Origin of the sequence: Escherichia sp. KTE31 (genome assembly GCF_000407925.1) — a bacterium.
GTDB classification, from domain to species: Bacteria; Pseudomonadota; Gammaproteobacteria; order Enterobacterales; family Enterobacteriaceae; genus Escherichia; species Escherichia ruysiae.
In genome coordinates this window covers 425,806-439,350 of sequence record NZ_KE136726.1, presented here as the reverse complement: position 1 = coordinate 439,350, position 13,545 = coordinate 425,806, and the positions used below count along the sequence as shown (strand labels likewise).

Sequence of the window (13,545 nt, the reverse complement as noted above, 5' to 3'; positions counted from 1 at the left end):
AAATATTTAATGTTTATATATTTTATTATTTATTCATTTCGCGTGTGAATACATAAACTAGCGAAATGCCTTTGTATTAATTATTTCTAATAATTTTGAATGAATGCTTATTGTCTGATACACAAGAAATAACACTCTTTTTATCGTTAAAAAATGATATTTCACTTTGCCCGCGCCGCGAAAGTCACTGATAATGCCTCCGTTCGTAAATTCAAAATGGCGTAATCTAATATATGCTAAATTTATTTGTTGGCCTTGATATATATACGGGGCTTTTGTTATTACTTGCTCTGGCATTTGTGTTGTTCTACGAAGCAATCAATGGTTTTCATGACACGGCAAATGCGGTGGCAACCGTTATTTATACCCGAGCCATGCAACCACAACTTGCTGTGGTAATGGCGGCGTTTTTTAACTTTTTTGGCGTATTGCTTGGCGGACTTAGCGTCGCTTATGCCATCGTCCATATGTTGCCAACCGATTTGCTGCTGAATATGGGGTCAACCCACGGTCTGGCGATGGTCTTTTCCATGCTGCTGGCGGCGATTATCTGGAACCTGGGAACGTGGTTTTTTGGTTTACCGGCCTCCAGTTCACATACTTTGATTGGTGCGATTATCGGCATCGGTCTAACTAATGCGATGTTAACCGGTTCATCGGTGATGGACGCGTTAAATCTGCGTGAAGTGACCAAGATTTTCTCCTCACTGATTGTCTCCCCAATTGTGGGGCTGGTGATTGCGGGAGGACTGATTTTCCTGCTGCGTCGCTTCTGGAGCGGGACGAAAAAGCGTGACCGTATTCACCGCATTCCTGAAGATCGCAAAAAGAAAAAAGGCAAACGTAAGCCGCCATTCTGGACGCGTATCGCACTGATTGTTTCCGCTGCGGGCGTGGCGTTTTCGCATGGTGCGAACGATGGACAAAAAGGGATCGGTCTTGTGATGCTGGTGCTGGTGGGAATTGCGCCCGCCGGGTTTGTCGTCAATATGAACGCGTCCGGCTATGAAATTACCCGTACCCGCGATGCAGTGACTAACTTTGAACACTATCTGCAACAGCATCCTGAATTGCCGCAGAAATTGATTACGATGGAACCCCCGCTGCCTGCGACTCCGACGGATGGCACACAAGTGACGGAGTTCCATTGTCATCCGGCAAATACCTTTGATGCGATTGCGCGCGTTAAAACGATGCTGCCAGGCAATATGGAAAGCTACGAGTCGTTAAGCGTGAGTCAGCGCAGCCAGCTGCGCCGCATTATGCTGTGCATTTCTGATACCTCCGCGAAGCTGGCGAAACTGCCAGACGTCAGTAAAGAAGACCAGAACCTGCTGAAAAAACTGCGTAGCGATATGTTAAGCACCATTGAATACGCTCCGGTGTGGATCATTATGGCAGTGGCGCTGGCGCTCGGTATCGGCACCATGATTGGCTGGCGTCGTGTAGCGATGACCATCGGTGAGAAGATTGGTAAGCGTGGCATGACGTATGCGCAAGGGATGGCGGCGCAAATGACAGCGGCGGTATCTATCGGCCTTGCCAGCTACATCGGTATGCCAGTTTCCACAACACACGTACTTTCTTCGGCGGTGGCAGGGACGATGGTCGTGGATGGCGGAGGCTTACAGCGTAAAACGGTAACCAGCATCCTGATGGCGTGGGTGTTTACCTTACCGGCGGCGATTTTTCTGTCTGGTAGTCTGTACTGGATAGCATTGCAGTTGATTTAACCTTCCTGAAAATGCCCGGTCCTGGCGATCGGGCATTTCCATTTTTGACTAGTGATAACCACGCGCCGTCATAAAATCCGTAATCGCTTTTTCTGCATCAACCAGCACCTTTTCCAGTGGCTGATTGGCGTCGATATCAACCAGTTGTGCACCACCAAAGGTTAACTGTGGCGTTATGGCAATCTTTCTCGCCAGCGATTCCCGTTTATGGTCGGGTTTACGCGCGCAGGCAACTTCAAGGTCAACATTGAGTTTGATGACCAGATCAGGCTTATGGCTCGCCATCCAGTGAAACGCTTTACGTTCCTGGCTTGCCAGCCATGAGACAAAACGACCACCTTCAACGTTAGGTGGGAACACCGTACCATCGTAAGCGCCAGGAATTTGGTCCTGAGGATAACGGTCGGTTAGAACAATTAACCCGCGACGACGACAGGCAAGCATATGACGAAAGCGCAGTAAGCGACGGGCGACAAACGCTGTAATTACCAGCGCCGGAACCGGGCCAGGCAATTTTTTTGCCGTTTTCACTTCATTTTTTTCAATGGTTTTATGCAGGGATTTTCCCATCAACGGTAATTTTGTCACCGCACGTCCGACATTTCCTGCCTGCTTTCCTAAATGAACTCTTTCGGCGGCACCATATTTTCCAACAACGTTAATGAGATGTTCACACACCGTTGACTTGCCTGAACCATCGCTACCAATGACAGCAATTAATGGAGGAATTATTGACTGCATGAATATATCCTTAAATTTAAATACCCGTCCAAAATATTTATTTAATTAATGTGTTTTTATGAAAGTGTAATTCAGGTCAATGTCACAATTAACCATTGTCACAATAAGGTTGAACAGATATTCTGAGCACCGACCACGTAATATTCAATACATTATTTGCTGCCGGGTTTTTCGTGAATCAACGTAATATGTCAATAATTAATTCCACGCCAGTGCGTGTTATTGCCATTGTGGGTTGTGATGGTTCAGGTAAATCGACTCTCACAGCAAGCCTGGTAAATGAACTGGCAACAAAAATGCCAACAGAACACATTTATCTCGGGCAATCTTCCGGGAGAATTGGCGAATGGATATCACATCTTCCAGTAATTGGCGCGCCTTTTGGGCGTTATCTGCGGGGGAAAGCGGCACATGTGCATGAAAAGCCGTCAACGCCGCCCGGCAATATTACCGCGCTGGTTATTTATTTGCTTTCCTGCTGGCGGGCGTACAAGTTTCGCAAAATGTTGTGTAAAAGCCAGCAAGGCTATCTGTTGATTACCGACCGTTACCCACAGGTAGAAGTGCCTGGTTTTCGCTTTGATGGTCCGCAACTGGCAAAAACTACTGGCGGTAACGGCTGGATAAAAATGTTAAGGCAACGCGAGCTGAAACTGTACCAGTGGATGGCATCTTATTTGCCTGTGTTATTGATTCGTCTTGCTATTGATGAACAGACGGCATTTTCCCGCAAGCCCGATCATCAACTGGCGGCGTTACAGGAAAAAATCGCCGTTACGCCACAACTGACGTTCAATAGCGCAAAGATACTGGAACTGGACGGGCGACAACCTGCTGATGAAATCCTGCAAGCCTCATTACGCGCGATTCACGCCGCACTTTCCTGATCACCAAAATGGATAGGGGATGATTTACGAATGGATGCACTACAAACGCAAACTGTTAACAGTACAACCGCGCCGCAACCCAACTACATTCCAGGGCTGATTGCGGTGGTCGGGTGCGATGGCACCGGTAAATCCACGCTGACCACCGATTTGGTTAAATCGCTGCAACAACACTGGCAAACTGAGCGTCGTTATCTGGGGCTGCTATCCGGCGAAGACGGCGACAAAATTAAACGCTTGCCGCTCGTTGGCGTCTGGCTGGAACGGCGTCTGGCGGCCAAATCCTCGAAAACTCAAAGTATGAAAACTAAATCTCCGGCGCTATGGGCGGCGGTGATTATGTACTGCTTTTCTCTGCGAAGAATGGCTAATCTGCGCAAGGTTCAGCGACTGGCGAAAAGTGGTGTTCTGGTGGTTAGCGATCGCTTCCCGCAGGCGGAAATTTCCGGTTTTTATTATGACGGACCGGGGATTGGCGTCGAACGCGCCAGCGGCAAAATCAACATGTTTCTGGCACAGCGCGAGCGGCGCTTATATCAACAAATGGCGCAATATCGTCCTGAATTAATTATTCGTCTGGGCATTGATATTGATACCGCCATCTCCCGCAAGCCAGATCACGACTATGCCGAGCTGCAGGACAAAATCGGCGTTATGTCGAAGATTGGCTATAACGGCACAAAAATTCTTGAGATTGATTCCAGAGCGCCCTACCACGACGTGCTGGAACAGGCGCAGAAAGCGGTTTCTCTGGTTGCCATCGTTTCTGACCGCCGAAGTTTAACTTAAGGCTGGCGGGATACTTTTTACTATCAACGATAAGGTCAGGCTGAATTGGCGGGTTTTAACATCAAACATTGGTTTGCAGATGGAGCCTTTCGCACCATTATTCGCAATAGCGCCTGGTTAGGCTCCAGCAATGTCGTGAGCGCCTTGCTGGGCTTACTGGCGCTCTCGTGCGCTGGTAAAGGGATGACGCCAGCGATGTTTGGCGTACTGGTGATTGTGCAATCGTATGCTAAGTCGATCAGCGATTTTATTAAGTTTCAGACATGGCAGTTGGTAGTGCAGTACGGAACGCCAGCCTTAACCAACAATAACCCCCAACAATTTCGTAATGTCGTCTCGTTTTCCTTTTCGCTGGATATCGTCAGCGGCGCGGTGGCGATTGTCGGCGGTATTGCCTTACTGCCATTTCTTTCCCATTCATTAGGTCTGGATGAGCAAAGCTTTTGGCTGGCGGCGCTCTATTGCACGCTGATCCCCTCAATGGCTTCTTCCACGCCGACCGGCATTCTGCGCGCTGTCGATCGCTTCGATTTAATTGCGGTGCAGCAGGCTACAAAACCCTTTCTGCGAGCGGCGGGTAGCGTAATCGCCTGGTATTTTGACTTTGGTTTTGCGGGCTTTGTTATTGCCTGGTACGCCTCGAATCTGGTTGGCGGCACGATGTACTGGTGGTTTGCTGCGCGTGAATTACGCCGCAGAAATATCCATAACGCCTTCAAATTGAATCTGTTCGAGTCTGCCCGTCATATCAAAGGCGCGTGGAGTTTTGTCTGGTCAACCAACATTGCTCACTCCATCTGGTCGGCGCGTAACTCGTGCAGCACCGTGCTGGTGGGGATTGTGTTGGGGCCAGCCGCCGCTGGGTTATTTAAAATCGCCATGACATTCTTCGATGCCGCCGGTACGCCAGCGGGTTTGCTGGGTAAAAGTTTTTATCCAGAGGTAATGCGATTAGATCCGCGCACTACCAGACCGTGGTTGTTAGGCGTGAAGTCAGGTTTACTGGCTGGCGGAATCGGTATTCTGGTGGCGCTCGCGGTGCTAATCGTCGGCAAGCCGCTCATTTCGCTGGTATTTGGCGTTAAATATCTCGAAGCATATGACCTGATCCAGGTGATGCTTGGCGCGATTGTTATTTCGATGCTGGGCTTCCCGCAGGAGTCATTGCTATTGATGGCGGGTAAACAGCGCGCCTTCCTCGTAGCGCAAACCATCGCTTCAATCGGCTACATCGTTTTGCTGTTCATGTTTTGTCATCTGTTTGGCGTGCTGGGAGCAGCGTTTGCTTATTTCGGCGGTCAATGTCTGGACGTGGCGCTCTCACTAATTCCGACCTTAAAGGCGTTCTTTCAGCGCCATTCATTGCTTTATAACGCAGCCGGAGAGAAATCCTGATGATGAGAAAATATTTTCCGCTTGAGGCGAGCGAGCGTTTATTTGTTGCGATTGAGGAAGATGATGTTGTTGACGCGCAGGTCAGTTTGCCGCCGACAATCGCCCTGGGTTGTACCGCCGAAATCATCCATGATAATTACGCGTTATGTCTGCAATTCTGGCTAAATGGCGTTGATCATAAGGAGTTGCTGCGTTTAATCCATAAACAAACCAAAGGCGATGAGCTTTCGGCTGAAGAGCGCAAACAATTTAAATACATGCGAGCGCGCTATAAGCATTTACGTTTTGCTCAACGGTTGTATTTAAAGAAGCATCAGGCCGGATTTTTATTCGGCAAAACGACGGTATGTCTGGGCCATTTTCAGGATGGTTTTCGTAACGGTAAGAAAAATATCGTGTCGTATTACGGTAACCTGTTACGGATTTATTTAAGCTCCCCGGTCTGGTCGTTAGTGAACTGGTCATTACGCCATAGCCAGTTAGAAAGCGTGAACGGTTTTATTGCCTATCGGCAAAAGCAAATGCATATCCTGAAAGAGATTATTGCCAAACCGCGACTAACCGGCAGGGAATTTCATGATGTGCGAAAAATCATCAGTCAGCAGGTTTCTTATTACGACACCCTAAGATCGCTTGATCCTGAAAATAAAGAGGCGTTACAGATTTCCCGCTTCCTCGCTGCCATTAATGGTCTGATGGGGGATAAGCACGACGACATGGTGGCAGATGATATGGAAAACCGCCGGTCATATGACGCACCGGTGGCGCTGGATAGCGATATTCGCCAGCGTTTAGAGCTGCTTATCTCGCGTTTTCCGCTATATCCGGAGCAATAATGCCATTTCGTCGGATTGTCGCGCTGATCATTGCGCTCTTAGCGCCAGTCGTGGCGGCGCATAATTTTGTCACTGGAAAACGGGTAACTCCTGTTTATATCCAGGAAGGCGGCGAGCTACTGCTTAATAACGACGAAATTCACTACCAAAAGTGGAACAGCACGCAACTGGCGGGAAAAGTCCGCATTATCCAGTATATCGCCGGGCGCAAGTCGGCAAAGAAAAAGAACTCACTGTTAATCAAAGCAGTAGAAGCGGCAAACTTTCCGCAGGATCGTTTTCAGCCCACCACTATTGTGAATACCGATGATGCCATCTTTGGTACAGGCTATTTTGTGAGCGGTAAAATCGAGAAAAATAAACGCCGCTATCCGTGGGCGCAATTCGTTATTGACGGCAATGGTCTGGGACGGGTTGCCTGGCAATTGCCGGAGCAGAGTTCAACCATTCTGGTATTGAATAAAGCCGGGCAAATTCAGTGGGCAAAGGACGGCAGCCTGACGCCGGAAGAGGTAGATCATGTTATTGCGCTGGCGCAGAAGCTGATCAATGAATAAAAAACTCAAAGGATTGAGGGCGTTAGTGAGATGAAGCTGGTTGAACACTACATCATGCGCGGTACGCGCCGTCTGGTGCTGATTATCGTCGGTTTTCTGATCTTTATTTTCGCCAGCTATTCCGCACAGCGTTATCTGACCGAAGCGGCAAATGGCACTTTAGCTCTCAACGTTGTGCTGGATATCGTTTTTTACAAGGTGCTGATTGCACTGGAGATGTTGTTACCGGTTGGCTTGTATGTGTCAGTTGGCGTGACGCTTGGGCAGATGTATACCGACTCAGAAATTACCGCAATTTCTGCGGCGGGAGGCAGCCCAGCGCGTTTGTATAAAGCTGTTCTTTACCTTGCTATACCGTTAAGTATTTTTGTCACCGTTTTGTCGATGTATGGTCGGCCGTGGGCTTATGCGCAGATTTATCAACTGGAGCAACAGTCGCAGTCGGAGTTGGACGTCCGCCAGCTACGGGCAAAGAAATTTAATACTAACGATAATGGGCGGATGATCCTCTCGCAGACGGTTGATCAAGACAATAATCGCCTGACTGACGCGCTGATATACACTTCTACAGCCAATCGAACCCGCATTTTTCGTGCCCGCTCCGTTGATGTTATCGATCCCTCTCCGGACAAACCGACCGTCATGTTGCATAACGGCACAGCCTATCTTCTCGATCATCAGGGCAGTGACGACAACGAACAGATCTACCGCAATCTGCAATTACATCTGAATCCGCTGGATCAAAGCCCTAACGTCAAACGCAAAGCGAAATCGCTCACGGAGCTGGCGCATTCTGTCTTTCCTGCCGATCATGCCGAATTGCAATGGCGACAAAGCCGTGGCGTGACTGCGTTGTTAATGGCACTGATGGCTATCTCTTTAAGTCGGGTAAAACCACGGCAGGGGCGATTTTCTACCTTATTGCCTTTAACGTTACTGTTTATTGCCATTTTTTATGGCGGAGACGTTTGCCGCACTCTGGTGGCGAACGGTGCAATTCCTGTTATCCCTGGTTTGTGGTTAGTGCCTGGACTGATGTTGACTGGTTTGTTGGTGCTGGTTGCTCGCGACTTCTCTTTGCTGCAGAAATTTTCCCGATGAATGTCTTCAGTCGCTATTTAATCCGTCACCTGTTTCTCGGTTTTGCCGCTGCCGCAGGACTACTGCTGCCGCTTTTTACCACCTTCAACCTGATTAACGAGCTGGATGATGTCAGCCCTGGCGGTTATCGCTGGACTCAGGCTGTGCTGGTGGTAGTGATGACCCTGCCGCGCACACTGGTCGATCTTGCGCCGTTTATCGCGTTATTAGGGGGGATTGTCGGTCTTGGGCAGTTATCGAAAAACAGTGAACTTACCGCCATTCGCAGCACGGGATTTTCCATTTTCCGTATCGCGCTGGTGGTGCTGGTCGCCGGAATGCTGTGGACAGTCTCGTTAGGCGCGATTGATGAGTGGGTAGCGTCGCCATTGCAGCAACAGGCGCTGCAAATCAAATCGACCGCCACCGCGTTAGGGGGGGACGATGACATCACCGGCAACATGTTGTGGGCCAGACGTGACAATGAATTTGTGACGGTGAAATCGCTGAATGAACAGGGCCAGCCGGTAGGTGTGGAGATATTTCATTACCGCGACGATCTGTCACTCGAATCCTACATTTACGCGCGCAGCGCCACCATCGAAGACGATAAAACGTGGCTCCTGCACGGTGTGAATCATAAAAAATGGCTTAATGGCAAAGAAACGCTGGAAACATTAGATAATCTGCCGTGGCAATCGACGTTCACCAGTATAAATCTCGAAGAGTTATCGATGCCGGGTAATAGCTTTTCTGTCCGCCAGCTCAACCATTACATCCATTATTTGCAGGAAACCGGGCAACCGAGCAGTGAATATCGTCTGGCACTGTGGGAAAAGCTGGGACACCCCATCTTAACTCTGGCGATGATTTTACTGGCTGTGCCGTTTACCTTTAGCGCCCCGCGCTCACCGGGGATGGGCAGCCGTCTTGCTGTGGGCGTCATTGTTGGCTTGCTTACCTGGATCAGCTATCAAATCATGGTCAATCTGGGATTGCTATTTGCGTTAAGCGCCCCAGCGACTGCGCTCGGTTTACCGGTAGTGTTTGTGCTGGTGGCGTTGAGTCTGGTGTATTGGTATGACAGGCAACACTAAACCCGCCGTGGCGTAATACCACGACGGGTTAACATTACTGTTTCAGCGTGGCAAATGCCTGAATGATGGCATCGATTTGTTCGCGGCTGTGCGCAGCGTTAACGCTACAGCGCAGCAGCGTAATGCCCGCAGGCGCAGCAGGTGGCAGGATAAGATTCACATAAACACCTAGAGAGATAAGCTCGCGCCAGATGCGTAACCCTTCCTCTTTCGAACCGATTATCACTGGCACTACCGGGCTAATATGCGAGCTTAGCTCGTAACCCAATTTTTGCAGCCCGTCATACAGATGGTTGGCGTTATCCATCAACTTTTGCCGCAACTCTGGTTGTGTGGCAATGGTTCTTAACGACGAGCGCACGGTCGCAATGCAGGAAGGAGAAGGGGAGGCGGTGAAAATATACGGGCGGCTGCCGTAGCGCAGCACTTCCATCGCTTCCGAGCCGACAGCAAAACCGCCGATAGAGGCCAGACTCTTACTGAAGGTGCCAACGATAATATCAACATCGTCCTCAACGCCAACGGCTTCAACCAGCCCACGCCCCGTTGCGCCTAACACGCCAAACGAATGAGCTTCATCGACAATCAAATAACCGCCGAGACGACGTTTGATATCAACAATTTCCGCCAGCGGCGCAACGTCGCCGAGCATACTGTAGATGCCCTCAACGATGATAATCGCCTCTTTCGCCCGTTCGCCGAGGCGAATCATGTGACGTTCCAGATCGTTGGCGTCGTTATGGCGAAAACGAATAATTTCCGCGCCGCCGAGAGAGCAGGCATCATAAATACTGGCGTGGCTATCGGCATCCAGCAATACCACGGCGTTATGGTCGGCAAGTGCGCTGATGACGCCTAAATTGGCGGTATAACCAGTTGAAAAAATAATAGCAGTAGGGCGATTGAAAAACTCGGCGATCTCTTTCTCTAACGCCAGATGCGGCGCATAGCTGCCATTAGCCATTCGAGAACCGGTGGTGCCGGTGCCTTGTGCCGCTAACGCAGCCTGACCTTCGGCGATGGCCTCGTTATTGAAGGTTAAACCGAGATAATTATTGGTTCCGGCCAGGATCACTTTTTTATTGCCGATACGCCCTTCGGTGGCGGAATACACTTCATCAATACAGGTGCCAAACGGCGTTAACCCGTTATCACTAAATTGCAGTCGCTCGCCAGCAAGACGCGCATATTTATCGTATAGCCCCATTATTTATTCTCCAGCCATGGAAGTAGTGTTTCCATTAATTGCGCAGGGGTTTTGACATCCAGCAGAATATTAATCGGAATGGAAATATCGAATCTGTCTTCCAGCATCATTAAGAGATCCATCACTTTGATCGATTCCAGACCAAGATCGTTGACGAGCGCGCTGTCAGGCTTAATTTCCACACCGTTTTCGACCAAATCCTGTAAACAGGAAAGGATGTAATCCATTACTATTTCACGATTTACCATAGAAACGTTAACACACCTTTAAACAAGACAATCAAAATAGCCCGTTGCGTAATGCGTGTTCCAGGCTAATCCCGGGAAACCAGTTAATATCTTCAGAAATACGGTTATTACTTGCCGACCAGTCGGCATGGGTTAATTCACGAATTTTTGAGCGCGTCAGCATTGGCTCTTTACCAGACAGACGACTTAATGTTGTGCTGATATCCGCAAGGCATGTGAGCAACGGTAGAGGAATGCCGACCATCCGTACGGAACCACGACGGGCGGCGGCAGCAAGCTGTTGTACGCGTTGCCAGTCATAGCCTCCGGAGACGCCATCGCATAATTCATATGTTTGCGTTGGTACAGTTTCGGCGCTTAACCACTGACTCACAGCTTGCGCGAAATCGGTAACGTGCAGAAAAGAGAGCCGTGTTTCTGGTGCGCCAAGCCGTGGCAGCAAACCGCGCAGCATCCAGTCAAACAGTGGTTTTAGCTCTTTATCGCCGGGGCCATAGACTGCCGTCGGGCGAAAAACGCCCAGCGTAATTTCGTCAGCCATCGCAGCCAGCCGTTGTTCGGCGACGTGTTTGGAGTTTGCATACCAGGAGAGTTCAGGATGGCGCGCCGCCAGCGAAGAGATAAACAGAAAACGTTGGCAAAAGCCGCTCTCTTTTGCCGCCTGCATCAGACGCAGACTGCCGTCAACGTTACAGCGGGTAAAGACATCTTCTTTGTGCCCGCGCACTTGCCCGGCACAATGAACCACCGCACTGGCACCGGCAACCAGCTCGCTAAGCGAATGCGTATCTTCCAGCGAACCGCGCACCCAGATGAGATTATCGCTGACGTGAGCGCGGGCAGTACGCGTCAACGCGCGAACATGAAAGCCGCGAATGAGCAGGTTATCGATAATATATTTACCAATAAACCCGGTAGCACCCGTCACCGCGACTATTTGGTTCATACGAGAGATTCCTGCACAGCGGGATTAGCGGCGACGGCCTTCTGATAACGTTTTTTCGCTTCCGCACGGGCGGGCTTGCCGGAAGAGGTGCGGGGAATACTGTGGGGCGGTAACAGATCGATAGCCGCTGTCACGCCAAACTCGCTTTGTATCCGCGCCGCCAGCGAGTGGATAAGCTGCCTGCGACGTTCTTCGTCACTAATCCGACACTGGATCTGCAAAATGATTTTTTCCTGGGCGGTAACAAAAGCAATGGCATCGCCGGAGTGAATTTCCGGCTCCTGCTCCGCCAGGTACTCAATATCCTGCGGCCAGATATTGCGCCCACGAATAATAATCAGATCTTTAATGCGTCCGGTGACATACAGATAACCGTCCAGCAGATAGCCGAGATCGCCAGTATCTAACCAACCCGTCGCGGCAATCTCGTCTTGCGAAGCCAGGTCGCCAAAGTAACCACTCATCAGGCTGGGGCCGGAGATGCAAATATGACCTACCACACGTTCCGTGACTGGAATACCTGCTTCATTACGGATTTCAATACCATGTTCCGGCAATGCTTTACCGCAGTTGACGAAAGTCGATACAGCGCGCGTTCCTGTGTTCGGTGCGACGGCTTTACCCTGATATTCTAGGATGTCGCGATCTACTTCGTTAACTACAACGCCGGAGGCTTCGTCAGAAAAACTGACGGCAAGCGCGTTCTCTGCCAGCCCGTAGCATGGCATGAAAGTTTTATCGTCAAAGTTAGCCTGACGGAAACATTCAGCAAATTGATGGAGTTGTTCTGCGGAGATTGGCTCAGCGCCAATACCGGCGACGCGCCAGCAGGAGAGATCCAGTTCAGCGAGATCTTTTTCATTCACCCGGCGCTGGCACAGTTCATAGCCAAACGGTGGCGCAACGGAAACGGTGCCGTGATTTTTACTGATCAATTTAAGCCATTGCAGCGGGCGCATGGCGAAATCCTGAGTGCGCAAGTAATCCACTGAAAGCTGCGTGGCGACAGGTGTCAGGAGAAAACCGACCAGCCCCATATCATGATAGAAAGGCAGCCAGGAGACGCAGCGATCGCCCGGACGTAATTTAATGCCGTCATGACTGATGGCACGTAGATTTGCCATTACTTCGCGATGAGTAATGATGACGCCACGGGGAAAACGGGTGCTGCCGGAGGTGTACTGGAGGTAGGCTATATCGTCTGGAACGGGATGCTGGAGCGTAACGTCGGCTTCCGGCAAGGATTTAAACCAGGCATGGCTTAACACATGCAGCTCGGGGTTGTCATGCGTCGCGGCATTGACCAGCGGTAACCACTCATCGCCGGTGATAATCGCGGCTGGCTGACAGCTTGCCAGTAAGCCCTGCAATTTGGCGCTCCAGGAATCTCGTTGACCGACCCCCATCGGAATCGCCAACGGGACGGCGACTAACCCGGCATACTGGCAGGCAAAAAATGCTTCAACAAACCCGCTACTGGTTTCGGCAATCAGCGCCACGCGATCGCCTTTTTTCAAATTTAGCGATAACAACCGCTTTGCGCCTGCTTCGGCATGTGCTTTTAAATTGTGATATTCCAGTTCATCTTCAAGCTGGCAACGTCTGTCATAAAAATTCATTCCGGCGCTACCCAGAGCGGCATAATCCAAAGCATCAACCAGCGTTGGAAAATCGGCATAGCGCATAGGCAGGGAATGCGTAAAAATTTTATTAGACATATACACCACGAGAAAATTGGATATCAAAAATAAAATGACAATAATGCGGTGGATTATATATGCATAAAAGATAAATGAGATAGTATTTTCACGGGTGCGATATTGAACATTGATTTAAATAATGATTTTAACTTTTTTGTTTTTATTGTGAATAATATTTGATTTGTGAATGTATTAAGTAAGTGGCCTGTCTGGTCGCATTAAGCACTAACGATTAATATTTTTTCAGATAATGTAGGTGATGGTTTTATCGCAATAATTAAAAGCAGTATTTTATATTCATCGGATGGATTATTAAGGTGCCGAATGTC

13 protein-coding genes are annotated in these 13,545 nt (G+C 49.6%); 8 read left to right on the top strand and 5 right to left on the bottom strand.

Annotation, left to right across the window (positions count from 1 at the left end; all coding sequences use genetic code 11):
• The first annotated feature begins 233 nt into the window (after positions 1–233).
• The gene (pitB, locus tag WES_RS03585) at positions 234–1,733 is read left to right on the top strand and encodes an inorganic phosphate transporter PitB (protein WP_016159790.1); all 1,500 of its coding nucleotides are present in this window, start codon (positions 234–236) and stop codon (positions 1,731–1,733) included.
• 48 nt (positions 1,734–1,781) lie between these two features.
• Here pitB and WES_RS03590 read toward each other — a convergent pair whose 3' ends face one another.
• Positions 1,782–2,474, bottom strand: a complete 693-nt coding sequence (locus WES_RS03590; protein WP_016159791.1) for a dTMP kinase — start codon at positions 2,472–2,474, stop codon at positions 1,782–1,784.
• 173 nt (positions 2,475–2,647) lie between these two features.
• Here WES_RS03590 and WES_RS03595 point away from each other — a divergent pair, with 173 nt between their 5' ends.
• The 7 genes from WES_RS03595 to lptG are packed head-to-tail and all read left to right on the top strand — an operon-like array spanning position 2,648 to position 9,115.
• A complete protein-coding gene (locus WES_RS03595) occupies positions 2,648–3,361 on the top strand; it encodes a dTMP kinase (protein ID WP_077637372.1) in 714 nt (237 codons plus the stop codon).
• A gap of 30 nt (positions 3,362–3,391) precedes the next feature.
• Complete coding sequence (locus tag WES_RS03600; protein WP_000339523.1) at positions 3,392–4,150, top strand: nucleoside/nucleotide kinase family protein; 759 nt, start codon at positions 3,392–3,394, stop codon at positions 4,148–4,150.
• A 45-nt stretch (positions 4,151–4,195) separates the two neighbouring features.
• The gene (locus tag WES_RS03605; RefSeq protein WP_016159793.1) at positions 4,196–5,545 is read left to right on the top strand and encodes a lipopolysaccharide biosynthesis protein; all 1,350 of its coding nucleotides are present in this window, start codon (positions 4,196–4,198) and stop codon (positions 5,543–5,545) included.
• The gene (locus WES_RS03610) at positions 5,545–6,381 is read left to right on the top strand and encodes a hypothetical protein (protein ID WP_000984960.1); all 837 of its coding nucleotides are present in this window, start codon (positions 5,545–5,547) and stop codon (positions 6,379–6,381) included. Before WES_RS03605 ends, WES_RS03610 begins: the two co-directional genes overlap by 1 nt.
• Positions 6,381–6,938: a YtfJ family protein gene (locus WES_RS03615; protein ID WP_016159794.1), complete on the top strand. Its 558-nt coding sequence runs from the start codon at positions 6,381–6,383 to the stop codon at positions 6,936–6,938. Before WES_RS03610 ends, WES_RS03615 begins: the two co-directional genes overlap by 1 nt.
• Before the next feature lie 30 nt (positions 6,939–6,968).
• On the top strand, positions 6,969–8,039 hold the full coding sequence (lptF, locus tag WES_RS03620) for an LPS export ABC transporter permease LptF (RefSeq protein WP_000779664.1): 1,071 nt from the start codon (positions 6,969–6,971) through the stop codon (positions 8,037–8,039).
• Positions 8,036–9,115, top strand: a complete 1,080-nt coding sequence (lptG, locus tag WES_RS03625) for an LPS export ABC transporter permease LptG (RefSeq protein ID WP_016159795.1) — start codon at positions 8,036–8,038, stop codon at positions 9,113–9,115. Before lptF ends, lptG begins: the two co-directional genes overlap by 4 nt.
• Before the next feature lie 34 nt (positions 9,116–9,149).
• On the opposite strand, the gene spt is transcribed toward lptG, so the two are convergent.
• The 4 genes from spt to WES_RS03645 are packed head-to-tail and all read right to left on the bottom strand — an operon-like array spanning position 9,150 to position 13,234.
• Positions 9,150–10,322, bottom strand: a complete 1,173-nt coding sequence (gene spt, locus WES_RS03630; RefSeq protein ID WP_016159796.1) for a serine palmitoyltransferase — start codon at positions 10,320–10,322, stop codon at positions 9,150–9,152.
• Complete coding sequence (locus WES_RS03635) at positions 10,322–10,570, bottom strand: acyl carrier protein (RefSeq protein ID WP_000248094.1); 249 nt, start codon at positions 10,568–10,570, stop codon at positions 10,322–10,324. Before WES_RS03635 ends, spt begins: the two co-directional genes overlap by 1 nt.
• A gap of 31 nt (positions 10,571–10,601) precedes the next feature.
• Positions 10,602–11,516: an NAD-dependent epimerase/dehydratase family protein gene (locus WES_RS03640; RefSeq protein WP_016159797.1), complete on the bottom strand. Its 915-nt coding sequence runs from the start codon at positions 11,514–11,516 to the stop codon at positions 10,602–10,604.
• The gene (locus tag WES_RS03645) at positions 11,513–13,234 is read right to left on the bottom strand and encodes a fatty acyl-AMP ligase (protein ID WP_016159798.1); all 1,722 of its coding nucleotides are present in this window, start codon (positions 13,232–13,234) and stop codon (positions 11,513–11,515) included. Before WES_RS03645 ends, WES_RS03640 begins: the two co-directional genes overlap by 4 nt.
• Positions 13,235–13,545: the final 311 nt, after the last annotated feature.